Below are 26897 nucleotides of genomic sequence, written 5' to 3'. Positions count from 1 at the left end.
TTTGGTTACTCAATAATGGTAAATCCTACAGTCCTTCTGTATGGCTTCGGCCAGACATAAAAAAACCTCCTTGTAAAATGTTTCCCAACACTTTTCAAGAGAGGCATAACCAATCGTTCTAATAAAACGTAAGTAAAAACATAAAAAAAGCCACGTCCGATATGGACATGGCATAATTATCATGTTTCCATAGTTTTTTATAGAGGGTATCAGCTATGAACCTCTCCCGTTCTAGTCCGGGCATTCTTTTCTTAAATATAATACAAAAAATAGTAGAAAACGTCAAATGGATTTTTAAAGGCTGTTTCTAAAAGATTGTTGCTATAAAAACATAAGAACAGATTAATTTTACAAAATATGCAGAGAATGAACGCTTTCTTTTGGTTTTGATTATGAATTCTCTTAAAATCTTGGAGATTCGTCATGTTATGGATTACCTTATTTATTATTATTTCCAAATTGCTCATTAGTTTGCTGTAGCGTACGAACTATGATCGATAAGCTATATTACAGGTTCACCAATGATTTTGACTATTTGTAAGAATTGTGGAGAAGTAGCTTCAATGAAAGTTAAGAAACTAGATAAGTTCAAATAGAATCTTTTAGTTATACTTTGGGTCACTTCAAGTAGAGTAACCCTTTATTAATTTCTTACCTCAGGATGACCTCGCCCTTATGAACATTTTCTTTCAGACCCAACAAAAAAAACCGAACTATCCAATGAAACTTTCATGAAGTTTTTTGGAATCGTTCGGTTTTTATATTCATCTTGTTTTGTTAATCAAGATTTTATTCGGCTCTATAAAGGAACGATTTAGTTCTGTCCCAGCCTCTTATTCATCACGATCAAGTGACTCTTTCACAAATGTAGGAAGTGCGAATGCACCAACGTGTAAATCTGTATTGTAATATTTCGTTTTTAGGCCAAATTTATCCCAAGCATCTACTTGAATATCTTTAATTGGATGTAATGCTTTTGAAGCAAATCCGAATAGCCAATGTCCAGATGGGTATGTTGGCATATGGAATTGATATACGCTCGCGATTGGGAAAATACCTTTAATTTTTTTATGTGCTTTGCGCATGTTTTCTGCATACTCGGCAAAGTATGGAGATTCATGTTGGTTAATTAAAATTCCTTTTTCATTTAATACACGGTAACATTCTTTATAGAAAGCTGTTGTAAATAAACCTTCACCGACTGAAATTGGATCAGTAGAATCTACTAATATTAAATCGAATGACTGATCAGCTGCGTTTTGAACATAAGCTAAGCCATCATCGAAAATCATTTCCATACGTGGATCTTCTTCAACACCAGCAGCTGTAATTGGAAGATATTTTTGGCTCAAACGGAATACTAACTCATCGATTTCTACCATTACTACTTTTTCTACTGATTCGTAACGTAGTACTTCACGAGCAGTACCACCATCACCACCACCGATAATTAATACCTTTTTTATGTCTGGGTTAGTAGCGAATGCTGGGTGCGTAATCATATCGTGATAAACGAACTCATCTTTTTCATTAACCATCATCAAACCGTCTAACGTGAAGAAAGTACCAAACTCTTCACTTTTATAAAAATCGATTTTTTGGAACGGAGATTGTTCACTATGAATTTCTTCGTTGTATCCGATTGAAAATTTACAGTTATCGCTCCATTGTTCTGTATACCATTTCATTAAATCACGTCCTCTAATACTTCTTGTTTCACTAGAATTGTATCAATTTCTTGTTCTGCAAATTGGCGAATTTTATCTGCCATTCCACGTGGTACTTCAAATGATTCTGTCTTTTTCGCTTGCAGTTTTTGTTCTAAATATTCTGCTGCCTTCCAAGGACTTACTGAGTCACCACATGTGTAAACATCTACAGAAGCAAATCCGTATTCTGGCCAAGTATGAATCGTTAAATGTGATTCAGCAATAATTACTGCACCCGAAACACCATATGGGTTGAAATGATGGAAGCAAGATTCTACAATTGTTGCCCCAGAATAGTCAGCAGCTTCATTCATAAACTGCTCGATTAATGCGTTTTGCTCAATAATTTCACTTGGGCAACCATAAAATTCAATTAATACGTGTCTACCTAATGTTGATAATTCAATGCTCATTTATTTGTCTCCCTTACGACTGTAATATAATTTTCTTCTTTCGTTTCGAACAGAACATTCCCAAAATTAAGAAAATAGAAGTTGTATAATTCTACTACTTCCTCTGAAATAACTTCACCAGGGATAATTAGTGGTATTCCCGGTGGATAAATCATTAATGAGTCTGCACTAATCCGACCTACCGCATCATAAATTAAAATTGTTTCTGTTTCTGCATTACACGCCTGTTGCGGTGTCATTGCTAATTTATTAATTTGATTCGCTGTCACATAAGCTGACTGAATCGCATCTTTTTTTGTGTGATTAAGTTCAATATCTTTTAACGCATGTACTAATTTACCGATTGTTTCACTCGTATCAACATGACTTATGACTGCCATTATGACATATCCTTCAGCAAGTTCTAATTGAATGCCATACTGTTGTTTCAATATTGTGTAAACTTCGAAACCAGTCAAACCGAGATCGTTCACACGAATAACAAGTTTCGTCCAATCATAGGATTGATTGAAATTTTGTTGTACATAATCAGCTTTAAGCACTTCATAGCGTGAATTATTTTCAATTTCTTCAATTGCTACATCAACAACTGACTTTAATTGGCTATAACGTTGTTGTCCATACATTACTAATTCTCTTCGCGCTACATCTAAAGAACTCATTAATAAATAATTTGCACTCGTCGTTTGAAGCATATTTAATACTTTTTGCAAATGCTTCGAATCGATTCGTTTTTCTTGTAGTAATAGAAGCGAACTTTGTGTTAATGAACCCCCAGTTTTATGCATACTGACTGTTACTGCATCTGCACCAGCACTAATCGCATCGTTAGCATCAGGTAAAAATGTTAAATGCGCTCCGTGTGCACTATCAACAATAACTGTTACATTCTGTTCATGTGCGAGCTTACAAATTTCTTGCAGTTGATTCATTGAACCAAAATATGTTGGATACGTTACTAGTAAAGCTTTCGCTTGTGGATTTTCTGCAAGTGCCGCTTTTACATTTTCAACTGAAATTCCGTGTGCAATGCCAAAATGTTGATCAACTTCAGGTTGAATAAATACTGGTTTTGCTCCGCTTAATATAATGCCGTTCATAACTGATTTATGGCAGTTACGAGGTACGATCAATGTATCGCCCTGTTTACATGTCGCTAAAATCATCGCCAAAATTCCTACAGTAGTTCCATTTACTAAAAAGTAAGCGTAGTCTACATTAAATGCTTGTGCAGCTAATTGTTGAGCTTCTTTAATAACCGATTCCGGGTGACTTAATAAATCAAGCTCCTTCATCGAGTTTACGTCCATTCTTAATGTCATTTCTCCAAGCGTCCATTTTAATGGGTTTTCATGTAGCCCCATTTTATGTCCAGGTACATCAAACGGCGTAACATCTTGTTTAGTATAATTGACTAAAGCTTCAAATAATGGCATGCGGTCTTGAGTGGCTAAAAATTCCTCAGTAGCCACTCGATTTTGCACGCATTGCATTATTGTCCCATAGCAACTGTTAAAAGTTGCTCTAATTCTGAAACTTTGTCTGTTTTTTCCCAAGTTACGTTTACATCACTACGTCCAAAGTGACCATAAGCTGCAACTTGTTGATATTGAGGTTTACGTAGATTTAGCATGTTAATAATGCCATCTGGCGTTAAGTCGAATAATTGACGAATCGCTTTTAAAATTTCTACTTTCGCTACTTTTTCTGTACCAAATGTTTCTAAAGCGATACTAATTGGTTCACTTACACCAATTGCATATGATAATTGGATTTCACATTTATCTGCCAAGCCTGCTGCAACAATATTTTTTGCAACGTATCGTGCTGCGTAAGCCGCTGAACGGTCAACTTTTGTACAGTCTTTACCAGAGAATGCGCCACCACCATGACGAGCTGCCCCGCCATAAGTATCAACAATAATCTTACGTCCTGTTAAACCTGCATCTCCGTGTGGTCCGCCTACTACGAAACGACCAGTAGGATTAATTAAAATGCGGAAGTCTTCATTCATACCAAATTGCTTCGCAACAGCTTTAATTACATTTTCTGTAACGTAATCAATGAATTCTACTCGGTCAAAATCATCATCATGTTGAATTGACATTAAAACAGTATCAATTTTAGGTTGCATACTATCCGTATAATCAATTGTTACTTGTGATTTCATATCTGGTCGAGCCCATTTGAATTGACCATTTTTACGTAACTCAGTTGCACGTTTTACAAGCATATGTGCCATTTCAATTGCTAATGGCATATAGTTTTCAGTTTCATTAGTCGCAAAACCGAACATAATACCTTGGTCACCTGCACCAACTTCTTTTGTATCGCTTGAAGAATCAACACCCATTGCGATATCAGGAGATTGCGTGTGTACTAAAACTTGTACATTACAGTTATGACCATCAATACCGAACTTATCATCTGTGTAACCAATGCCGATTAGGGTATTACGGGCAATTTTTTCGATATCTAGTTCTGCTTTTGTAGTGATCTCTCCACCAACAATTACTGTGTTTGTAGTTGTGAATACTTCACATGCCACACGTGATAGCGGATCTTGCGATAATGCCGCGTCTAATACTGCATCTGAGATTTGGTCTGCAATTTTATCTGGATGTCCTTCCGATACAGACTCCGATGTGAATAATACTTTTTCTGACAATTTTAACTACCCCTAACAAATTATAGATTTTTAGGGCATAAAAAAAAGCTCACCCAATTTTAAGGAAAGCTTCGAATACTATCAGCTGCTGTTCCTCTTATTGTTCACAAAAGTTAATTTTGTGCTCAGGTTCGGCCCACTGGATTCAGTTCATTTTGAACTAAATTGTTTGGCCACCGTATCTTCGACCCCTCGTCTCAACGGTTATTAATAAGAGCTATATTATTATGCTGAGACTCATATTAAGTCATAAACAATTGAGTGTCAATTTATTTTTTAATATTTTTTTATAATGAATCGCTATGAAAATTAATTCATTTACCCTTTTGAACCAAAAAATACTTAGTGTAACATTTCACAAGATGTTAATTTTTATTCCAATAAGTGAATAAAAATACACGTAAAGGTTTTTTATATTAATAATAGAACGAACTCCTATTAAATTTGTAAATAGATGTGTCAAATTAACATATTGTAAGCAAAAAAATTTTTAAATTAGCAAAGAAAATTCAGGTATTTTTAGCGTCTTTTATTTATAGAAATCCGTTAAATTTCCATAATTCAGACTATTATTTTCGGTCAATTCTAAGAAGAACATGACGATTCTTTGTTTCAAATTTGGTATGTTGATTAGCTAATTTTAACCACATTTATCAAAACTGCTAGGTTGATTTTGTCTACGGATATCTCACATATCTTTCCTTATCTTTAAAACCACTATGGACATCAAAGTTATGAAATGAGAAATTCATTTGTCTTAGCGAAGGTTTATTTAATGCCTTTTCCCTCTTTCTACCAATTTTCTGATTCAAATAATTTAAATATATATTGCATTCTACTAAGAATTTTACGGCTTGTTTGATATGTCCAATTATAAAATTTCTACGTATAGTTGACAGAAAATTCGGACTTAGTATATAATTTTTGGTATTACCAATTTATTTAAGTTGTATTACCACATAGTAAAGGGGACAAGGTTTTGAAAGAAAAGGAACGCTCCTCAGATAAAATTGAGAATGAATTAATTAGATCAATAGTGGCTGGTGTTTATTCTGTAGGAAGTACTTTACCGCCAGAAAGAGAGCTTGCAAAAGAATTTGGTGTAGGTCGGCCAACTATTCGGGAGGTACTTCAACGTTTAGGAAGGGGTGGATGGATAACAGGGAGAAAAAGAATGCCTGCGGTTGTTAATGATTATTGGCGCAATGGGAATTTAACGACACTTGTTAATATTATTGAGAATCATCATACCTTAACAGATGAATTTATCATGTATTTATTAGAATTAAGAAGTTCTTTGGCTCCGACTTATATTCGTGATGCTGTCACGTTTAATCAACCTAAAGTGGTTGCTCTCCTTGCCAATCTAGAGCAACTCGAAGATAGTGCAGAAAGCTATGCTGCATTTGATTGGAATTTGCAAAAAAGGTGTGCTGGCCTTGCAGTCAATCCAATCTTCTTACTCATTTTAAATAGCTTCGATTCTATTTATCTGGATATGGCAAAAAGATATTTTTCTATAAAAGAACATCGTCTGTTGTCCTTCGACTTTTACCACGGCTTATTAAAAGCTGCATTAAAAGGAGATGTAATGGAAGCGGAAAGGTTATCTACGACAACAATGGCGAAAAGCTTAGAAATCTGGAAAGATAGAAAAAAATAAAGAATACTGGAGGCGTGATAAATGAAGTTGAAATATTTTAAAGAATATTTTTTCTATCCTGATATATTAATCATGACCTGTCTATTCCTTATTAGTTTTGTATTTATGATTCTACATTTAACCTCTATCGGAATTTTGGGTGCTTTTATTTTGGGAATGATTATGTATTCCTTAGCTGAGTATGTAACACACAGGTTTCTTTTTCATCTGAAACCGCCAAAGAATGCATTTTTGTTAAAAATGCTTAAACGCTTACATTATGACCACCATACAAATCCGAATGAATTGCATTTATTATTTTTACCCTTATGGTATAGTGTGCCAAACATTGCAATTGCAGCAGCCATTTTTAATTTTTTTTCATCTAGCTTAGTAATGACAAACGCATTTATTGCAGGTATCATGCTCTTTTTATTATTTTATGAGTGGAAGCATTATATCGCCCATCGTCCCCTTCAGCCAATATCTCCATGGGGTCGTTGGATGAAAAAGGTTCATTTATGGCATCATTTCAAAAATGAAAATTACTGGTATGGCGTTACGAACCCAGCTTATGATTTTCTCATGGGTACCTTTAAAAACCAAAAGGATGTTGATCAAAGTAAAACTGTTAAAAATCTAGAGAAACGAGGCGACTAGGAAATAGAATGATAAAAAATGCCTTGTAGGTTAAATATTAGGTCCTATTCTGTCAACATAATTATAGACTTTAAATAAACATTAAAAAGTCACAACCCATTTAGAGGTTTTGTAATCCCAAAAAGGAATAAATTTTTCTTAAACTCTTTCTATGTAGAAATTTGCTTAGCTTATATTCTCGTTAAAATGTGAGCGCTACGTCATTATAGAGTTCTATGAAGTTACATCCATTCTTATTGAAAACCATGGATAGAATAAGGGCTGTCACAAAATTCACTTTTATGACAGTCCTTTGTATATTTCTCATACACAATAAATATAAGTATTTGTTATTTAGAAACAACTTCTATGACTGTTGATTCAATTTTTTCCCCAGCTTACATTTGATGTTTTTAGGGGCTCTTTTTTTATAATATTCCAATGTTTACATATTGAATGAAAAGCTGGAGTGAAGCTGATGATCGTTCAAATTTATAATTCTGTTTACATAAAACAGCACCATCCACACGTAATGGAATGGTGCTTTCTCTGTTTATCAAAAAAACTTTATTTACTTATGATACTTTTCTCCATAATGAGTCCAAATGGGATTTTAATTTTTGATTCGGACCAAATTTGGTCCAACAACTACAAACCCCCGAATACAAGTAGTAGTAGTTAGCCAAGAGTTGCGATTAGTTAAAAATATTTAGTCAAACCGGATAGCCCTTTTGGGATGTTAGGAAAAATAACTGTTCTTGATGACTTCTGTGAAAAAAACGCACTTATTTATGATGTTCACCGTAACGTAACTAAATGAGGTTTTCGATCAAATGTACTCATACATTATTCTGGCCCTACGCATGTCAGCTATTCGCTATTAGTCGTTGCTTTACAATCATCTAGAAAGAGAGAGAGAACAGAACAGCATTTATATTTCCTAGAAGATATTATATTTTAATTCTTTTTAACTTTTCCAATGAATTGTAATTGTTACGTTTCCTCTTGATCACCATTCTCACCTTTATTTATTGCACGACCTTCTCCACCAACCGCATGCTGCTGCTTCGTATTAGAACTTCCTATGGCTGAATTAGTTCCTCCCGTACTATCTAAACCACTGCCGCTTGCTACCTGAGTAGCTGAGGACTGTTTTTGCTCCTTATTTATCTGATTATTGATGATGATAACAATTTCTTCGTCACCATCACAGTCTTTATGCTGTTCGTGAGGTTCAGTCTGCTTCCCCTTCATACCGCTGTTTCTAGCTACCCCTTGTGCTCCCACACTTTGCTGTTGATCGGTATTCGAGGAATCTATTGCAGCATTACTACCAGCTGCACTATTTCTTCCTGCCCCACTTGCAATTTGCGTGGTATTAGGTGCACTAGTGAACTGATTATTTATAACAATTACAACCTTTAACTTATCCGATACAGGAGCATCAGTCCTAATTTCTTCACCATCTTTTTTTACAATAATCCTTACTTTTTCATTTTTACTTTCCACTCCGTTTTGTAATTCCTTGGAATTAGACCCATCATTACTATCTTTATGATTTCGTTGATTTGACATTATACCACCTTCTTTTCAATTTAGAATAATATATCTTATTCGAAGAAGAAATTTAGGTTTAGTCAAATACATTATTTTAACTAAAGTATTATTTGGATAATATCTTTGCGTATAGCATTTTATAAAAATCTCCCCATGGCGAGGTGTATGTCTAACCGCATTATCCAATAAATTGTTCACGTATCGCTCCAATAAGTGCGAATCATCAATGACATTTTGACGGAATTCTTTGGTTTAAATCAATTTTTTAGAACCTTGCTATCCAGAGGAACTTCTATTCTCTGCTTTCCCACTATTCTGTTCTCATATTTTATTCTTGTTATACGGCCAAACAACAAAAAACACTTATTCTACTATCTTGGGAGGTGCTGTACTATTTTTCAAAAAAACCTCACTTACTTATGATACGGTTCACCGAAACTAATATGAAATTGTAAGACCTATTTTCGCGCTTACGCCTATCTCTTTTGCTAAACGATAAAACAGTCGTTTTTCTTCAATTAACTTGCGCCGTTAGTAAAAGAGCGATTTCACTAATTGAACAATCACCCTCCCTTATTTTAAATACATTTATTCATTATCTAATTAAGGAATGGATGCAACTGCATTTTAAATTATGCCTCGGCATTATTTCTCTCCCAAAATAAAATACCGCCGTCATCTGCAATTACAAAATAATTGCCACTAAATGAAAACCCATAGCAATACAAAAAATCTCTATAAATGCGGATACAATTTTTATTGTGCCCTTGGACCAAACAGTCCTCAAACGCAGGTTGATAAATTATATCTTCACAAGGGTACAGAGGAGATACTCTTTGTAAACATAAATCAAAGTCATCTGTATAATCTCGGGATATTTTTTCTGCCCTTGCTAAATCTAGTATTCCCCTACCGTTACTTGATACGACAAGTAACAAATCGGATGATTCATCAAACCCGAATTATTCAAAACCACCGGATACTAAAATTACCCTTAAAAGTCCATCCAACCGGACTTTTAGCAGAAAGAATTTGTTCTAATAAGTTATATGTATTTTTTCTATGTTCCTCAAAAGCCTTACTTTTAAAGTAATTCATGATAACCTCCATTGTAGAACTGTTAAAAATATACTAAAAAACTATTAATTAATTTATAAAAGCGTGCACAAATTTTCTATTGTTATTTATACACGCTTAATCACAATCCAATACAGATGAAAAACGATCTTTCTTTATTCAAAACGCTCCTGTCTTTCAGTCAGTACCCATTTTCGTACATAGCCCATTTTTTCCTGAATATTTTCGATTGTTTTTTCACTTTGAAACGCCTTTTGCATGACGGTATAGCGCAAATCCGTGGCTCTCACATTTGTGCCAATATCCTTTGATATCGTTTGGAAAATTCGCTCAATTGTTTTTGTAGAGATGAATTTAGATTGACTAGCCTCACTTACCCATACCCATTCTCCTAAATTTTCTTCATGTAATTCTTCGGTTGCTTCCTTATAGTGTGCCAGCATGTTCATTAAAATTGAAGTCAGCTTTATTTCTCTACGCCCATTTTGATTAGCAATGTAAATAATCGATGAGTCAAACTGAAGATGAGACCATTTCATACGGACAAGTTCTGCTGGTTTACATCCTGTCTCCATAAGTAGTTGGACAATGCAGCCATTTCGTCTTGCTAGCCAAGCATGCTCCATTGTTTTAGCGTATTGAAAACAAGTTGGCCAGACATTCGTAATTTGAATTAATTGCTTCTTTGTCAACAATGTCAAAGCTTCTTTTTGTCTCTTTTTAGGCTGTAAAATAACTTCATAGTCAAATGGATCCACCCATTCTCTTAAAAAAACAAAGTCTATAAAGCCCCGCAAAGTAGCAATTTTATGATTAAACGTGTTGACATTTGTGTAGGTCTCTTTTAAATAATTACTATATATGAATAACAATTCTTTTAAATGATGATTTACATTGAAGTAGTTGTTCTCATGAGCAAACGCTATAAATTGCTGTCCATCTATATTGTATTGTTTTTTCGTAGCAGCACTTTTTTTCAATGAGTTTAAAAGTAAAAAATAGCTGTCCCATGCTTCCACTAAAGTGACCATCTTATGACCTCCTTAATAACTGTGCGTGTTTTATTTAAGTTTACTATATTTTTGGGGCGTTAGTTTATAATTCATTTATATAAATTGTAATGTCGGATAATCTGTAGTATTCATACACTATCCTGCTTTCAGTGTTCAAATGATCCTTTCAAAATGAAGAAACAAATGATCCTATAGCAGTGTCCCACATCTTATGTTTTCTTACAATAGTAATTTTCCGCACTTTGTTGTAATACAATTTCTTTACTATGCCTCTATTCTTGTATAACTAGGCTGATTTACATGAAAATTCGTATAATTTAGTGTTTATGTCCGTTTGTGTTATATAATAGGAGTAACAACTATAACATGTAGGGGGCTTTTCAAGTATGCAAGTAAAAACAACTCGACTTGAAGCAGAAGACGCAAAAATTATTTATCAAGAAACAGCTGGGCTAGCAATCATTACGATCCATCGCCCACAGGCTAAAAACGCGCTTACAGCAAATATGTGGGATCAATTAGCTAAAATTGCCTTACAAGTATTAGATAATCCGAAAAATAAAGTATTGATTTTACGCGGCTCTGGTGAAAACTTTACAGCTGGCTCAGATATTAAAGAATTCAACGCCATTTCTCTTGAAAAAGCCGAAGAAGCGTTTGTACATATGGAAAAAACGATTTCCACAATTGAGCGTTTACCGATTCCAACAATTGGCGTCATTAATGGTCCCGCAATGGGTGCTGGTTTAGAGCTTGCATTAGCCTGTGATATCCGCATCGGCTCTGAAAAAGCAAAGCTCGGTATTCCTGTCGGTAAATTAGGCATCACCTTGAATAACAAATTTGCACAACGTTTAGTTCAATTAGTAGGTCCTTCTACAACAAAGGATTTAGTATTTACGGGTCGCATGTTTAAAGCTGAAGAAGCCTTTAAGCTTGGCATGCTTAACTATTTAGTAACTGAAAAAGACTTAAATAAATACATGATTCGCATGGGTAAGCTTGTTGCAGGCATGTCACCTGAATCTTTACTAGCTGTGAAACAATCTGTTCAAGAATGTGTGGACAGTATACCTTCATTATGGCAAGGCTCAACACCGTTTGTCGGAAAGGATTTTGCAGAAGGTTGCCGTGCCTTTGTAGAAAAACGTCAGCCGCAATTTACACGTCAATCGAAATAGAAAATAGGTACTCCGCTCGCCCTCTTGCGAATGGAGTACCTGTTTTTAGGATTTTCGTTTTTGTACTACCGACTTAATTTGAAGATGAATCGCATCTAATTCATACCCAAAATGCTGGTAGAATTCCTCCTGAATCGATTTTTGTAATGCATACAATCGATCTGGTATGGAATAAGTAATAGGTAACTTTAGCTGTAAAGTAATCGTTGCTTGTACTAGGTCGCCTAACACGAATTGTACGTGCTCAACTTTGTGCACGATATCTTGCTTTACACAGCAATACGTTAGTAGCTGCACATAAACATGCTTACCAATTTCAATATACTCTTGTTGAAAATCAGGACGAACAATCGTCGTCTCCCCTATTTTTTCACGCTTTGTAGAGAAAATCTCCTTCCCTTTTTGAACGAGTCGTTTAAAAAAGTTTTGTTCGACTTGTCGGTACGGGATTGGCATCACATGCTTCCCCTGCGTCTGTCGAATAAAGCGAGCTTTTGCAATTTCTTTTTGAGAACGTACATCCTCAACATAGTAATATGTATTGATAGGACCTAGCTCAAGTTGACGAGCGATTGTTTTAGTCATTTTATCGGACGTACCAATTAGCAAAATCGACTGTACTTTATATGTATCAAGTGCTTTTTTTACTTCATTACGATGTGTATCATCTGTAAAAATGGCTCGACGAACGGCTGTAATCGTATTTTTCTCAAATTTTGCGGAAATTCCAGCTACTTTCACACCATTTACAATAAGAAGACCATCATCAATAAGAGCCTCTACCCCGATTTTATGGGCGAAAACTAGTGCGCTTGTACTTTTCCCTGTTCCACTTGGACCACTCAAAGAATAAACAACCATGACTGACAGCTCCTTTCCATTTTATGATAGCAGAAACAGTACATTTTTTCCGTCAAAATTATTGTTTCCAGCATTAGATCAATTATGCCTCGGCATAATTGCGTCCGGAATCGGCTTTGTGTTTAGGCCTGCACGAGGGCCGACACGATGTCGGTCATTTCGATAATGCCACAGGACGTGGCGTTATTAGACTGAGTTCCTCTATTTCAGCTGGTTTTTACACACTCACTGAAAAACAACTGAAAATTCTTTTCGTTACATCACATCACCTATCAAGATGGGAGACTACAGCTGAAAGAAGTTAATTTATTCCTGCTAGTCTATGCATACAATTTCTCCATTATAAAAATATATTCTTTTTTCAGAATATCTTTCCCTTTATATGCTTTAGTATGATAAAATGTGAACTACTATTCTGTTATACAACTATAAGGAGTGTACTAGTTTGAAAATCGTACCATCTAAAAAAATGTCTTTATTTACACCAGCAATTTTCGGAGATTTAAAAAATCATGCTAAGCAACAGGAAGCAAAAGGCATGAAAATGATTGATTTAAGCTTAGGTAGTCCTGACCTTCCTCCTCATGCTAAAATTCGCGAGCATTTATCGTATAGAGCGGGTTTAGCAGAATCCTACGGCTATACATTAACAGGCACGCAACGTTTTTATGAAGCTGTTAGTCGCTACTATAAACGTCGTAGTAATGTAGATTTAGATCCCGCTTCTGAAATCATTCAAACGATCGGCTCTCAAGAGGGATTAGTGCATTTACCAATCGCCTTTTGTGATCCAGGTGATATCGTACTATCTACAAACCCAGCTTACGTAGCCTATGATGCAGGAATTCACCTAGCAGGCGCAACACCTTACTATATGCCTCAAACAGCTGACAACGATTATTTACCAGACCTAGATGCTGTTCCCGAAGAGATTGCGCAAAAAGCAAAACTATTAATTTTAAACTTACCAGGTAATCCTGTACCTGCAATGCCTTCAATCGCTTATTTTGAAAAAGTCATTGCCTTTGCAAAAAAATACAACATTATCATTCTACATGATGCGGCATACTCTGAGTTCTACTTTACTGGTGATGGCCCAATTAGCTTCCTAGCCACTCCTGGCGCAAAAGAAGTTGGGATGGAAATTAACTCATTATCGAAAAGCTTTAGCCTTGCTGGTACACGTATCGCTTATATCGCGGGTAACGCTGAGATGATTTCGATTTTAAAACAATTAAAATCAAATTTAGATTTCGGTATTTTCGAACCAATTCAAGATGCTGCGGTCGTAGCACTTGATAATGCAGAGGAAATTACTGCAGACCTACGCGCAACTTTCTCTGAGCGCCATAAAACATTAATGAATGGCTTACATACTTTAGGATGGGATGCCGCTCCTTCTGAAGGTGGCATGTTCGTCTGGGCAAAATATCCGTACGATATTGACTGTACAGAGCTAGCCTTTAAACTAATTGAACAAGCTGGCATCGTGACAGTTCCTGGTACAGTATTTGGCTCGGCTGGACAAGGCTATTTACGTTTAGCGTTAGTACAACCGAATGAAATGTTGCAAGAAGCTGTTGATCGCTTAGCACAAGTGCAACTAGCACCACAAAAATCATGAGCTAAACAACATGAAAGCCCTTCTAACTTTAATCGTTGGAAGGGTTTTTATAGATTATTATGTAATTCTTAAGTATTGGTCTATCAGGGGTACCGTCAGGAAAATGCGGATTTACAACGCTAAATGACGGATGTAAACCAATTAGAACGTGATCTTATTCGTATGCGGCAGCTTGAAGGGATTGAACTGGCTAAAAAAGAAGGAAAGTTTAAAGGTCGGTTAAAGAAGTACCATAAAAATCATGTAGGAATGAATTATGCAATAAAGCTTTATAAAGAAGGAGATATGACTGTAAATCAAATTTGTGAAATTACAAATGTGTCTAGGGCCTCATTATATAGAAAGCTATCGGAAAAGAACAGTTGATGAGTTATACCAAAAATCGGAAATATATAATAGAAAATAAATTTCATATAGAGGTGGAATTATATGCCTAAGATTGACAATATGTTAGCAATTCTATGGATGCTTCGTTCAGGTGAAAAAATTACTGCAAAACAAATTTCGGAAAAGTTAGAGATGAATATAAGGACTGTGTATCGTTATATTGATACAATTTCAACAAGTGGCGTACCTATAATTTCAGAACCAGGGCATAACGGTGGATACACTTTATTGAACAATTTTATTGAGGCTCCTCTTTTTTTTGATTTTGAGGAGCAAACTTCAATTTATCATGCTGCTGTTTTTGCAGAAGAAGCTGGATATTATGGTGGTGAAGCACTAAATAGGGCTATTTCAAAGCTAAGCAAATATTCAAATCAAGAGCAAGAAACAAAGATAAACCAACATTTGACCAGTCTTGAAGTAATAAGTCGATTAAGTTCCCTCTCTATGGAACTTTTCTTGAAGGAGTTGGAGCAGGCCGTAGCTGACGGATACTCTTTAAAAATTCTTTACCATAAAAGTGGCGAAGATCAATCACAGTATAGATTGGTTGATCCGTACAGAATTATTTATTGGAATAATAAGTGGTATGTGATTGGATTTTGTCATCTTAGGAACGATATCCGTAGTTTTAGAGTAGATCGAATTGAAAGTCTAAAGCTAACCAAAAATAAGTTTAACCGTCCAGAAAATTTTTCAGCACGTGACTTTTTTATGAAAAACCTCCTTCCAACTATAGAAGATAAGGAAGGGATTATTTCTTTAGTTATTAATGGAAATAAAAGGACGTTGGATGATATTTGCCAACATTGGTTTTTAGGACATTATTTACAAGAACGGACTTCAAATCAAGCAGTTTTTCTTCTTGAAAAAGATATGATACATACATATGTACCTTATTTACTTTTACCGTACGGTAAATCTATTAAAGTTATTGAGCCAATAAGTCTTAAGAAAAGACTTATTGAAGTGCTGTCGGAATTAATAAAATTTCATCAAGTATGATAACTTCCCTGACGTTAACTGTCAGGGAAGTTATCTTATAATAGGCTATATCAATTGTGATTGGAGTGTTATTGGATGCAAACAAAAAAAGTTTATCTTTATGTTTTTAATACAATGTCAGACTGGGAATATGGATATTTAATTGCTGAACTAAACTCAGGAAGATATTTCAAAAAAGATTTAGCACCTTTAAAAGTAGTTACAGTAGGAGCCAATAAAGAAATTATTACTACGATGGGAGGACTGAGCATAAAACCAGATATTTCTCCTGATGAATGTACACTTGAAAGTAAGGATCTTTTAATTTTACCTGGAGGGACTACTTGGAGAGAAGATATTCATCAACCTATCTTAAAAAAAATTGGCGAAGCTTTAAAGCTTGGTACTATTGTTGCTGCAATTTGTGGTGCAACTGAGGCCCTTGCAAATATGGGATACTTAGATTCTAGAAAACACACAAGCAATGACTTAGAGTATATTAAAACGGTTTGTCCTAATTATAAAGGAGAAAAATTTTATGAGATGAGACCTGCGGTATCTGGTGAGAATTTGATTACTGCATCAGGAGTAGCACCTCTAGAATTTACGACGGAAGTACTGAAAAAATTAGATGTATTTGCACCCGACACATTACATTCATGGTATAACCTAAATAAGACTTATCAACCTGAATACTTCTTCCAGTTAATGAATTCAATAAATAACTGAGCTAAAAAATCAACTTAGCAGTTTTTTATTAGTTCGAAAAAAATAATGAAGTAACTGAAATGCTCACTTTCTCTATTTTGTTTTGCAGAGAAGTTGGGCTTTTTAATTTGGAATTTCCTTATCGTTGTAAATCCGCATTTTCCTGACGCTACCCCTATCAGGAGAACTAATAAAAACTGTAGCATTGTGCCTTAGTTTGAATCCTTTATATATCCTATAAAGTTCTCCTTTATTTCATGAAGCTGTTATTCGTTAAAATTGGCGGGAATTTTCACTAACACATAGTCTCCAGTCCACATTTGTGTCGACACAATCAAGTTTTCGCCATGTCTTTCAAAGAAGAGTCCATTCCCCTCTTTTTGTTTAAAAGTCCATCCATTTTGATCAAGCATTTCTCTAATCATTTCATCAGCTACAGATGTATCTCTTTCCTTGACTACATACCATTCTTGACCATTTTCGTTCGACAATTTAACCATTTGTATGTTGGAATCCTTTATTTTTTCTATAACTGTCTTTTTACTTATATTTTCTATTGGGAGTGGGGGGAGATAAAGTTTGTTGTAAAATACGAATGCTCCAACAAGGAAAATGATTATTCCGATTGTTAATAACACCTTTTTCATAAAACACCTCCGTTGATTTTACATAAATATCCTAAGCAACCTTATACATCTAATTTTACACCAGCTTTATATTGAATAGATACTACTTCAGCATATCTTTCTTACCGATGTTGTTCAAAATAGAGGGATTTTCTTGTAGAAAGCTTATATAGCAACATTTATCATATTTTTTTAAAAGAATTTTTTCTTGTTCATAATCTATAAAGCTATTCTCATATACTTTCGAACAATAGATAAATTGATTTTAATATGTTGGGTGCGGAAGAATAAGCAGACTTTCATGGATCAACATTTTGTGCAGATCTATGAAAGTAGCATAAAAGAAATTGATACGTGGAACCGATTTACACGCATATGTTATTCTTTTTAAATATTGGGGCGACTAATGGGGGTTGTACAGTATACCTGGTACTATATCCGACGTAGTATTTCACTTTTTTATTAAGCTTTATGCTCAACAAATATAAATATTCTCATTATTCTTTTAACTACGAAAGGTAGTAAGTTAGAAGCTAAAAATGCAACTACAAAAGCAATCCCCCATGCTCTCATCCATGATTTAAGGAAAAAAGCTGTATATCCAACATTCATTGAAGTCATAACGAAAGAGATAATACAGGATATACCTAAAATCATAAAGATACTAAAAATTAATGGTTCGAATTTTTTATTGATTTTCAAAAATAACACCTTTTCTATTTATTCTACGCTATCAAATTTGATCGACATCTAATATTACTGTTTAAAATCTAGGTTGTCTAGGGTGATTTACTTGGAATCATTTATTAATTCTATAATTGCTTTTCTATAAATCCTCCTATTGTAAATGTGAGTCATGACGTTAGTAAAAGGCATGGATGTATTTTAAGTCATAATTTTATTGATTTTAAAAATGAATCAGGATACGACGAATAGCCTTGCAAAAAAACCTTCGAATAAAAATATTCGAAGGAAGGTAATTTCTATTCATTTGTTATTTTTTCGTTTACTCTTTGCTTTAAATGATTATATTGTTTGTCATTTGTGTCTGCAAAAGCTTCTTCTCTATTAGAAGGAACATCCATATATTCAATAGAACAAGGAAATTGACTTTCTGTAAAATCATAACGTTTTCCATTTATTTCATTTTAAAAATGCCATCCATCTTCAAGTTCTGTCTTTACTATTTCTCCTCCAAATAAATCATTTATCACTAGTGCTGTTACCCCACATTGCCCTTTTGCAGGATTCTTTATAGTCCACTTAGAACTTGATTCTATCGACCAAGATTGAAATATAATATTTTGTATGTTTTCCCCTTCGAAAAATAACAATTCCCCATCTCCTATCTAGTGGCAATTATGTAGCTTCAATCTCTTCTAGAAACGAGAACGCATAAATAAACTTCATAAGCAACAACAAGTCCTACCTTCTTCTAAACAAGTTAAACATGAAATAATCGCTACGAATAATGATATATAGCTTGCCACGTACCCATTTTTATTGTGTAGCATCATTTTTTCAACTATCCATTACTTTTTCTCGGTCGCGTAATAAATCGCCGCAATGGTCGGTAAAGCTATTCCAATCAATAATGCTGCTTTCCAGCCAAACATGGCGTATGCCCATCCTCCTGTCGCAGAACCTATTGCACCGCCACCAAAAAAAATTGCCATGTATAAACCATTAAGTCGGCTTCGAAACTCTGCTCCCAATGAGAAAATGGCGCGTTGACCAAGGACTAGATTAGCAGAAACCCCCATGTCTAAAAGAATGGCCGAAACTACCAATATTACTAATGCTAATGTCGAGCCGCTTTGGATCATAAGGGGTAGAATGACAGAAATGATAACTAAAGCTAAAGCTAAACCTGTAGCTGGTCGAACCCAACCCTTATCAGCAAGACGGCCTGCTACAGGTGCTGCAACCGCGCCAGATACTCCTACCAATGCGAACACCGCAACTTCTTTTTGCGAAAAATTGAAAATCGGACTAGTCAATAACATAGGAACAGTTGTCCAGAACAAACTAAAAGTTCCGAACACACAAAAGTGATAGATTGCTCTACGTTGTAGGACTGGTGTCGATTTGAGTAAATGCAACATAGATCTCAGCAGTGTTGGATATTGTGTTGTTGTTAATGGCTGCCTTGTAGGTAGTAACTTTATTAATACAACAGCCAGAACAAAAATTATTACTGCGGAAAAGACGAATATAGCGCGCCAACCCATATACTCCGCCACAATACTTGATATGGGACGAGCGAGCATGATACCAAGTAACAAACCACTCATAACATTGCCCACATTGCGGCCGCGTGTGGCATCGGGTGAAAGATGAGCTGCATACGGTACTAGTACTTGAGCGGCTACTGAGCCTACCCCGATAAACAGTGAAGTTGCAAGAAATAGCGTAGCACTTTTAACCACCGCAGCAATCGCCAACACGACTGCAGTGAAGAGCAATAAAGTAACAACTAGTTTTCTATTTTCCAGGATATCTCCCAAAGGAACGATAAATAACAATCCGATTCCGTAACCAATTTGAGTCAGCGTGACGATGAGGCCAGCTGCCCTGGAAGATAATTCTAGTGTAGAACTGATAGGTCCTACTAAGGGTTGAGCATAATAGAGATTAGCAACAATCACGCCACAAGCTATGGCCAGAATGAGTATAATCCACGATGAAACAGGTTTCTCCATTTTTTGTTTTGCGATTAAACTCATAGAAAACTCTCCCTCACTTTATTAAAGTCTTATTCTTATTTACTGGAACGAACATTCCAGTAATATTAAAAAAATTGTCTATAGCATCTCAATTACATTATTCATCATGTTATAAATATTTTTTTTGTTGTTATTCACCTTTGATACTACTTTGATACTGTGATTAAGATTAAGCAGTAAATGTGATAAAGCCTTAATATCTTTCTTAGGGTCGATTTCTCCCACCTCTTGTCCTTTACTTAATAGTTCATAGAAAGACTGTTCTAATTCCTCAAAGCTGTCTCGTATCAATTTACGTAGTTGTTCATCCGGTGAATCCAAACCAATACTTGCATTTGTAATCAAGCATCCTTTGGGCAAATCATCATCAAAAGCAGAAGAAATATGCTGATCAAAATACTGCCGTATTCCAACTTTCGCAGATGGCGCATTTACCAAGAGATTGCGTTTATTTTGATTGAATTTTTTGTAATGGCGAATTGCCTCAACATAAAGTGTTTGTTTATCCGTAAAGGTTTCGTACAAACTTGATCTGCTTAATTCCATAGCTTCTAACAAATCCGGTATACTCGTTGCATCGTATCCTTTTTCCCAAAATACTAACATTGCCTTATGTAGTACGTGTTCCTTGTCAAACTCTTTTGAACGTCCGATGGTAAATTCCTCCTTTCAATAACAATAATATAATATTTCCGGAACGAATAGTCCAGTATTTTTTATTACTAAATACTGCATGCGATAATTATTTACCCACTTGCCTTACCGACAAATATATAGCGGGTCTCTGCCCTTATTTCCAGCATTATTCGAAATTGTCGCTGCTCGTTTTGTTCTTTCGGGCTCATACGTATATATCTAGCCTTATAAAAAACAGCTACTGCATGTTCGCAGTAGCTGTCTCTTCTTATACATCATATTTTTGATGCATATCATCCGTATAACGATTATAACGCTTTTTATATAGTTTAAATAAATGTGTTACTAGCACTTTTAAAATGGCATAACCCGGAATCCCTAAAATGACACCTGGTACGCCAAATAAAGAACCAGCCGTTAATAACACGAAAATAATTGTAATTGGATGGATACTCAGTGATTTCCCCATAATTTGTGGAGAAATAAATTTCCCTTCAATGAGCTGTACAACCGTCCATACAATGGCTAGTTTAATAAGCATGAATGGCGATGTAACAAGAGCGATAATGACCGCTGGCGTAATGGCGATGACAGGCCCTAAGTATGGAACCACGCTCGTAATCATAGCAAGGAAGCCAAGCAATAAGGCATATTTCATACCGATAATTAAAAATCCGATAGTCACCATTGCACCTATGCACATGGACACTAAAATTTGTCCTTGAATGTAGGAACTAATTTGCTTGTCCATGTCTTGTAAGATTTCTGTTACTTCTTTACGCATACGTGGCGGACAAATTTTTATAATAAAACTAGGTAGTTTTTTACCATCTTTAAGTAAGTAAAATAATATAAATGGAACCGTCACTAATGATAGAACAATTCCAGTTAACGCTGATACGAATCCAGTAATTCCAGAGGCTACACCTTGCGCTAAATTCGCAGCCGTATCTTTTACCGTGTCCACCATATCTGTAGTAAAATTCTCTACCATTGAATCATAATTTAAATTAACTTTATCTAAGTACTCATTGAGTCGTGCATTATTGAGAAACTCAGCGATATTTTGTGTAAATGCCATAAAATATCCCGGGAATTCCTGTGCTAAATTAGTAAACTGGTCTCGTAAAAACGGATAGACAAGTACTACTAATAACGTAATGATGCCGATCAGAATAATATATAGAAGAAAGATACCCCAAACCCTTGGGATCCGCCATCTTTCGAAAAGTCCCAATATTGGACGAAGTAAATAATACCCAATAATGGCTAATACCCCTGGTAGAATAACTACCTCAAATAAAACTTTTAACGGGGTAAATATAAAGGAAACTTTTTGGAACATAAAAATAACGCATGCTAATAATAATAATACAATCAGTGTAAAAAATAAGTTTTTACCACCGATAAAGCGAATAAACTTCGTTGAAAAGAAATTTGAACGCTCATCTGATCTGTCTTTTTCCATCTAATCACCCCAATACCAATCCTATATCCTTATTTTACAAGATGATGTTGGATTTTGCGAAAAATCACTCTAAAGGAATTCCTAAAAATTTACGTAAAAATTCTTTGTTTTTCTCCACATCCATAACAATTGAATCCCCGACACCTCTAAAGCTTTGGAAATTATAACTACCTTCAATTGGAACTGTTGCTTTTTCTATACTGACTTTACCTTTCGACACCATTTTCAGCACTTGTTGAACCTCTTCTGCTGATGAATAGTCCGTCGTTATATATCCTTGCGCTGCTCCAACGAATTTTGGTAAGTTCATCATATTTTGAGGTGATAAAACTTCATTTTTTAAGGCTTCGATCACCTTTTGCTGACGTGCTACTCGACCAAAATCCCCTTCAGCATCGTGACGGAATCGGGCAAAGCCAAGTAATTCTTGACCGTTTAAGTTATGAACACCTTGTTTTAATGAAACCCCGATATTTTCAGACATATCTTTATCTACATCGATTTCAACACCATTTGGCGCTAAAATATCTACAAGTGATTCGAAATTTTTAAAATCAATAATGGCATAATGATGAATCGGTAGGCCAAACATATTAGTAATCGTATCTTTTAATAATTGAACACCGTCTAAATAGTAGGCCGTGTTAAGCTTATAGGATTTATAACCAGGAATTTCTGCATAAATATCTCGCATGAGTGACACGAGCTTCATATCATTTGTTTTCTTATTCCACGATAATACCATCATTGTATCTGTACGTGATTTTTCTTCACCACGAGTATCGATCCCTAATAATAAATAGTTTTCCACATCGCCATTTACTGTATCGCCCTTGAAAGCCTCTTGGGCTACCTTTGTATCACTTGCCAATTTAAGTCCACTTCGATATTGCATAACGGAATAACCTGCAATCACGATGACTAAAAGTAATAACAATGTGAACAATGCTCGCCCTTTACGCAAGCGGCGTTTTTGTGGGCGCTGCGAGCGTCTTGAATAATCTTGCTCTTCCATAACTGTTAACTCCTCTATTTTTTATAGTAATGTAACGATTCAATCTAAGAAAGGTTCATTTTATAGTATGTTGCTAATCCTTTCAATAACTATTTTAAGGTTATTTTACACCCTTTTTGCCAGGAATGAACCAAATAATGCTATAATATTTTCACGACAGAAAGGATGATGAACATGATTGAGAAAGCTACGTTTGCTGGCGGTTGTTTTTGGTGCATGGTAAAGCCATTTGTTGAATGGGATGGTATACATAAGGTCACTTCTGGCTACATGGGTGGCCATATAGACAATCCTACTTATGAGGATGTCAAAGAAGGTACTTCTGGCCATTTAGAAGTAGTCGAAATTGAATTTGACTCTAGCGTTTTTAGTTATGAGCAGCTCCTTGATATTTACTGGATGCAAATCGACCCTACAGATGCTTTTGGTCAATTCCATGACCGTGGTGAATCATATACGACAGCTATCTTTACTTATTCAGAAGAACAAAAGTGCATTGCAGAAGCTTCCAAGGAAAAGCTAGCAAACAGTGGTCGCTTTGATAAACCTATTGTAACCACAATTCGCGATGCTAAGCACTTCTACCCTGCAGAAGATTATCATCAGGACTTTTATAAAAAAGAGTCGGAGCATTATCAGAAAGACCGCGCGCTTTCTGGCCGAGATCAGTTCATCACTGAGCATTGGGAGAAAAAATTTTCATGAAGTTCCATTTTGATTGACGAATCCCCTATTTAACTCAAGGTTTAGCCGTTTTCGAAATGGATTTATCTCTTTTGTTTTCCTGTATAAAAAATAATGAACGGTCTATACTATTTAAGATTTCACTTTCAAATCCAATGACAAGGAGGGTTAACCCGATGAGTGGGGCTGACCGGTAACTCAGAAGGACCATCAAAGCTGAATGAAGCTTAAGCACAGTTTCTTAAAAATTTTAAGATCAATGCGGAAGCGAGGCAGTGTGTCATGGAGCACTATAAGTAAGTGAATCAAACCCGGAATATTAATATTCCGGGTTATTTTTTGTTTTATCCCCTCTTTAGTAATTCTTCATAAGGATAATGGCTAACTGAGTTGTGTCGCTTCGCTTTCGCACAGACAAAAACATTTTGTTGCTGTCGCACAGACGAAAACATGTTGTTGCTGTCGCTTCGCTTTCGCACAGACAAAGACATGTTGTTGCTGTCGCTTCGCTTTCGCACAGACGAAGACATGTTGTTGCTGTCGCACTGTCGCTTCGATTTCACGCAAAAGAACATATGCGGCTCTAAGGTAATTCAGGACGCATTTATGCGGGGGTATAAATTTAGCCGTTGGATCTTATTCCTTTTTAAAAACGTGTATAGAAAATGATGAACGGTCTATACTATTTAAGATTTCACTTTCAAATCCAATGACAAGGAGGGTTAACCCGATGAGTGGGATTGACCGGTAACTCAGAAGGACCATCAAAACTGAATGCAGCTAAAGCACAGTTGTCTTAAAAATTTAAGATCAATGCGGAAGCGAGGCAGTGTGTCATGGAGCACTATAAGTAAGTGAGAATCAAGCCCGGAATATGTATATTCCGGGTTTTTTTATTTTGGTACTGTAGGTTTGACAAACCACCTCTTTAGTTATTCTTTATGGTAATTTATTTAATAGATATTTATGCTAAAATTGATTTTGTGAAAAATTGTACTTAAACAATTCAAGCGGTATAGTGAAGAAGGAACTAAACCTAAATTCGAAAAATGAAAAAATTGAAAGTCAGACAGGAGCTAGATACGATGATAAAAGGTTTCGGGGGAATATTTTGGAGAACTAATAATCTTGATGTAGTAAAAAAATGGTACAGTGAAGTGTTGAAGATTGAAATGGAAAATTGGAATGGGGCTGTGATTAAACCTCAATTAGGAAATGAGACGATCTTTTCTTTCTTTACCGAAGATGACAGTTATTTTCCAACTGAACAACAAGTAATGTTAAATTTCCAAGTACATGATATAGACGAAACAATTAAGCATCTCGAACAAATTGGTATTCCACTTGAGAAGGAAAAAGAAATAAGTGAATTTGGAAAGTTTATTTGGATTAAAGATCCTGAAGGTCGACTAATCGAACTTTGCGAGAAATAGCAGGTTGTAATACTTTGCAAATATAAAGGAAGTGCCTAATTATGTTGAATTAAGCACTCCTTTTTTTCTCTTTAAACTGTTTTCAAAAAAGATTGCAGAGCCTCGAAGAAACGCTCGCCATATTTTTCGAATTTCACTTCACCAATACCGCTAACATGTCGTAAATCTTCTAGCTCATTTGGTTTTTTGTCACATAAATCACGTAATGTTTTATCAGAGAACACAACAAATGGTGGTACCTTTTCCTCATCTGCGATCTCTTTACGTAATAATCGTAAATGCTCAAATAACGGATCATTGTCTACAAGCTTACGCACAGTAACAGCTTCTTTTCTCATGACTTGTTGATTTCCGAGTAGAACTTCTTTGCCTTCCTCTGAAACATAAATGGTTGGAAACGTGCCATGTTTAACGGCAAGAACGCCCTCAGCAATTAAAAACTCAATAAAGGTTGAGACATCCTTTGAGGAATATTGTCCTTTTAAAATGCCATAGGTAGACAGCCTTGCAAAGCCAAATTCTATGACCTTTTGATTTTTGGAGCCAATTAATACTTGGGCTACCATCGTCTTACCGAATTTTTGCCCCATCCTTACGACGCAGGCTAACACCTTTTGTGCATCTACCGTCACATCTTTCACTTCTCGTCCATCATTACAGTTACTACAACGACTACAAGGCTCCCCTGGTACTTCTCCAAAATACGTTAAGATGGCATTTTGTAAACAGCCTTCTGTATGGCAATAATCCACCATCGTTTGCAGCTTTCCTAATTCCTGTGCAATCCGTGTTTCATCCTGCGTCTGTTCAATTAAAAAGCGCTGTGTTTGAACATCACCTGATGCATACAGTAAAATACAAGCACTTGGTAAGCCGTCACGCCCTGCACGTCCGGCTTCCTGATAATAGCTCTCCATATTGCGTGGCATTTGATAATGAATAACAAAGCGTACATTACTCTTATCAATACCCATTCCAAATGCATTGGTAGCTACCATAATGCGCGCCTCATCTTTTAAAAAGCGCTCTTGCTCTAACATACGCATGTCCTCTGATAATCCCGCATGGTATTTTGCAACAGCTTCGCCCGAACGACTTAACAGCTCATAGATCGCGTCTACAGCCTTTCGTGTAGCCGCATAAATAATGCCCGCTTCATTTTTATTTTTCATTAAGTAATTTTTAATGTAGCGCTCTTTGTTTTCACCGATTAACACAGAAAATGATAAATTGTCGCGAGAAAAACCAGTAATGACAGTTGATTGCTCGTCAATGTCTAATAATTGTCTAATATCATCACAAACAGCTGGTGTAGCTGTGGCAGTAAGTGCTAAGACAGTTGGTTTTTGCGGCCACAACGTAAATAATTTTTGGATTGCTCGGTAGCTTGGTCTAAAATCATGCCCCCACTGAGATATACAGTGTGCTTCATCCACAGCAATCAAAGGTACAGATAAATTCGATAATACTTGTAAAAAACTTGCACTTTCTAATCGCTCTGGCGCTATATAAAGAAGCTTTAAATATCCCGCACTAGCGAGCTGGATCGTTTCATTCACTTCTTGCACGGTTAATGTACTATTAATATACGCCGCTGGAATATTTGCAGCACGTAATGCTTCTACCTGATCTTGCATCAAAGAAATCAAAGGGGATATGACGACTGTAAGGCCATCTAGCATGAGCGCCGGAATTTGATAGCAAATTGATTTACCTCCGCCAGTTGGCATCACACAAAGACTTGATTGACCTCGTAATGTTTGTTCAATAATTGGTTCTTGTCCATTGCGAAATGAATCATAGCCAAAATGATGTTGTAGCATTTGTCTTGCTTGCTCCATCCAAC

Annotated in this window: 22 protein-coding genes, 3 pseudogenes and 1 riboswitch; of the genes and pseudogenes, 9 read left to right on the top strand and 16 right to left on the bottom strand. The window is 35.6% G+C overall.

Annotated elements, in window-relative coordinates; translation table 11 throughout:
* Positions 1-183 precede the first annotated feature (183 nt).
* A riboswitch (PreQ1 riboswitch) is annotated at positions 184-230 on the bottom strand.
* Positions 231-833: 603 nt separating this feature from the next.
* From speE to ABNX05_RS00540, 5 genes and pseudogenes are all read right to left on the bottom strand, one after another.
* Positions 834-1688 (bottom strand): polyamine aminopropyltransferase, encoded by an 855-nt coding sequence (gene speE, locus ABNX05_RS00560; RefSeq protein WP_349657892.1) that lies wholly within the window; start codon positions 1686-1688, stop codon positions 834-836.
* The gene (gene speD, locus ABNX05_RS00555; RefSeq protein ID WP_082172725.1) at positions 1688-2122 is read right to left on the bottom strand and encodes an adenosylmethionine decarboxylase; all 435 of its coding nucleotides are present in this window, start codon (positions 2120-2122) and stop codon (positions 1688-1690) included. Before speD ends, speE begins: the two co-directional genes overlap by 1 nt.
* Positions 2119-3615, bottom strand: a complete 1497-nt coding sequence (locus ABNX05_RS00550; RefSeq protein WP_349657891.1) for an aminotransferase class I/II-fold pyridoxal phosphate-dependent enzyme — start codon at positions 3613-3615, stop codon at positions 2119-2121. The genes speD and ABNX05_RS00550 overlap by 4 nt, the downstream gene beginning before the upstream one ends.
* Positions 3615-4790, bottom strand: coding sequence for a methionine adenosyltransferase (metK, locus tag ABNX05_RS00545; RefSeq protein ID WP_349657890.1), 1176 nt, complete (start codon positions 4788-4790; stop codon positions 3615-3617). The genes ABNX05_RS00550 and metK overlap by 1 nt, the downstream gene beginning before the upstream one ends.
* Before the next feature lie 686 nt (positions 4791-5476).
* Positions 5477-5590, bottom strand: a pseudogene (locus tag ABNX05_RS00540) (radical SAM protein); the annotation flags it as partial.
* Between the two features lie 179 nt (positions 5591-5769).
* Between ABNX05_RS00540 and ABNX05_RS00535 the strand changes: the two are divergent.
* Together ABNX05_RS00535 and ABNX05_RS00530 are read left to right on the top strand one after the other, a co-directional pair.
* A complete protein-coding gene (locus tag ABNX05_RS00535) occupies positions 5770-6453 on the top strand; it encodes a GntR family transcriptional regulator (RefSeq protein WP_349657889.1) in 684 nt (227 codons plus the stop codon).
* A gap of 21 nt (positions 6454-6474) precedes the next feature.
* The gene (locus ABNX05_RS00530) at positions 6475-7092 is read left to right on the top strand and encodes a sterol desaturase family protein (protein WP_349657888.1); all 618 of its coding nucleotides are present in this window, start codon (positions 6475-6477) and stop codon (positions 7090-7092) included.
* A gap of 972 nt (positions 7093-8064) precedes the next feature.
* Here the strand turns inward: ABNX05_RS00530 and ABNX05_RS00525 are convergent.
* Both ABNX05_RS00525 and ABNX05_RS00520 read right to left on the bottom strand, forming a co-directional pair.
* Positions 8065-8580, bottom strand: a complete 516-nt coding sequence (locus tag ABNX05_RS00525; RefSeq protein WP_432760115.1) for a hypothetical protein — start codon at positions 8578-8580, stop codon at positions 8065-8067.
* Positions 8581-9860: 1280 nt separating this feature from the next.
* The gene (locus ABNX05_RS00520) at positions 9861-10736 is read right to left on the bottom strand and encodes a tyrosine-type recombinase/integrase (RefSeq protein WP_349657886.1); all 876 of its coding nucleotides are present in this window, start codon (positions 10734-10736) and stop codon (positions 9861-9863) included.
* A gap of 368 nt (positions 10737-11104) precedes the next feature.
* Here ABNX05_RS00520 and ABNX05_RS00515 point away from each other — a divergent pair, with 368 nt between their 5' ends.
* Complete coding sequence (locus tag ABNX05_RS00515) at positions 11105-11899, top strand: enoyl-CoA hydratase/isomerase family protein (RefSeq protein WP_349657885.1); 795 nt, start codon at positions 11105-11107, stop codon at positions 11897-11899.
* Positions 11900-11944: 45 nt separating this feature from the next.
* On the opposite strand, the gene ABNX05_RS00510 is transcribed toward ABNX05_RS00515, so the two are convergent.
* Positions 11945-12760, bottom strand: coding sequence for a hypothetical protein (locus ABNX05_RS00510; RefSeq protein WP_349657884.1), 816 nt, complete (start codon positions 12758-12760; stop codon positions 11945-11947).
* A gap of 445 nt (positions 12761-13205) precedes the next feature.
* Between ABNX05_RS00510 and ABNX05_RS00505 the strand changes: the two genes are divergently transcribed.
* The 4 genes and pseudogenes from ABNX05_RS00505 (at position 13206) to ABNX05_RS00490 (ending at position 16484) form a co-directional block, all read left to right on the top strand.
* Positions 13206-14384, top strand: coding sequence for an aminotransferase class I/II-fold pyridoxal phosphate-dependent enzyme (locus tag ABNX05_RS00505; RefSeq protein ID WP_349657883.1), 1179 nt, complete (start codon positions 13206-13208; stop codon positions 14382-14384).
* Between the two features lie 123 nt (positions 14385-14507).
* A pseudogene (locus ABNX05_RS00500) lies at positions 14508-14750 on the top strand (helix-turn-helix domain-containing protein); the annotation flags it as partial.
* A gap of 63 nt (positions 14751-14813) precedes the next feature.
* Complete coding sequence (locus ABNX05_RS00495) at positions 14814-15776, top strand: helix-turn-helix transcriptional regulator (protein ID WP_349657882.1); 963 nt, start codon at positions 14814-14816, stop codon at positions 15774-15776.
* A gap of 75 nt (positions 15777-15851) precedes the next feature.
* On the top strand, positions 15852-16484 hold the full coding sequence (locus ABNX05_RS00490; protein ID WP_349657881.1) for a type 1 glutamine amidotransferase family protein: 633 nt from the start codon (positions 15852-15854) through the stop codon (positions 16482-16484).
* A gap of 245 nt (positions 16485-16729) precedes the next feature.
* Here the strand turns inward: ABNX05_RS00490 and ABNX05_RS00485 are convergent, their stop codons facing one another.
* The 7 genes and pseudogenes from ABNX05_RS00485 to ABNX05_RS00455 all read right to left on the bottom strand — a co-directional run bounded on the left by ABNX05_RS00485 (position 16730) and on the right by ABNX05_RS00455 (position 22934).
* On the bottom strand, positions 16730-17110 hold the full coding sequence (locus ABNX05_RS00485; protein WP_349657880.1) for a hypothetical protein: 381 nt from the start codon (positions 17108-17110) through the stop codon (positions 16730-16732).
* 441 nt (positions 17111-17551) lie between these two features.
* Positions 17552-17791, bottom strand: coding sequence for a DUF2798 domain-containing protein (locus ABNX05_RS00480; RefSeq protein WP_349657879.1), 240 nt, complete (start codon positions 17789-17791; stop codon positions 17552-17554).
* A gap of 281 nt (positions 17792-18072) precedes the next feature.
* Positions 18073-18423 (bottom strand): annotated as a pseudogene (locus ABNX05_RS00475) (YunG family protein).
* 198 nt (positions 18424-18621) lie between these two features.
* A complete protein-coding gene (locus ABNX05_RS00470; protein ID WP_349657878.1) occupies positions 18622-19815 on the bottom strand; it encodes an MFS transporter in 1194 nt (397 codons plus the stop codon).
* A gap of 78 nt (positions 19816-19893) precedes the next feature.
* A complete protein-coding gene (locus ABNX05_RS00465; RefSeq protein ID WP_349657877.1) occupies positions 19894-20421 on the bottom strand; it encodes a TetR/AcrR family transcriptional regulator in 528 nt (175 codons plus the stop codon).
* A 298-nt stretch (positions 20422-20719) separates the two neighbouring features.
* Positions 20720-21919 (bottom strand): AI-2E family transporter, encoded by a 1200-nt coding sequence (locus ABNX05_RS00460; RefSeq protein WP_349657876.1) that lies wholly within the window; start codon positions 21917-21919, stop codon positions 20720-20722.
* A 64-nt stretch (positions 21920-21983) separates the two neighbouring features.
* Positions 21984-22934: an LCP family protein gene (locus tag ABNX05_RS00455; RefSeq protein ID WP_349657875.1), complete on the bottom strand. Its 951-nt coding sequence runs from the start codon at positions 22932-22934 to the stop codon at positions 21984-21986.
* Positions 22935-23108: 174 nt separating this feature from the next.
* Here ABNX05_RS00455 and msrA point away from each other — a divergent pair, with 174 nt between their 5' ends.
* Both msrA and ABNX05_RS00445 read left to right on the top strand, forming a co-directional pair.
* Entirely contained in the window at positions 23109-23639 is a 531-nt protein-coding gene (msrA, locus tag ABNX05_RS00450; RefSeq protein ID WP_349657874.1) for a peptide-methionine (S)-S-oxide reductase MsrA, read from the top strand.
* A 1064-nt stretch (positions 23640-24703) separates the two neighbouring features.
* Positions 24704-25051 carry a VOC family protein gene (locus ABNX05_RS00445; RefSeq protein ID WP_349658295.1) on the top strand — a complete coding sequence of 116 codons (348 nt, stop codon included), beginning with the start codon at positions 24704-24706 and terminating at the stop codon, positions 25049-25051.
* A 71-nt stretch (positions 25052-25122) separates the two neighbouring features.
* Here the strand turns inward: ABNX05_RS00445 and recQ are convergent, their stop codons facing one another.
* Positions 25123-26892, bottom strand: a complete 1770-nt coding sequence (gene recQ, locus ABNX05_RS00440) for a DNA helicase RecQ (RefSeq protein WP_349657873.1) — start codon at positions 26890-26892, stop codon at positions 25123-25125.
* Positions 26893-26897 lie beyond the last annotated feature (5 nt).

It is taken from the genome of Lysinibacillus zambalensis (genome assembly GCF_040183165.1).
Taxonomy (GTDB): Bacteria; Bacillota; Bacilli; order Bacillales_A; family Planococcaceae; genus Lysinibacillus; species Lysinibacillus zambalensis.
Note: the sequence above shows the minus strand (reverse complement) of the source record. Positions and strands in the feature narration are given on the sequence as shown.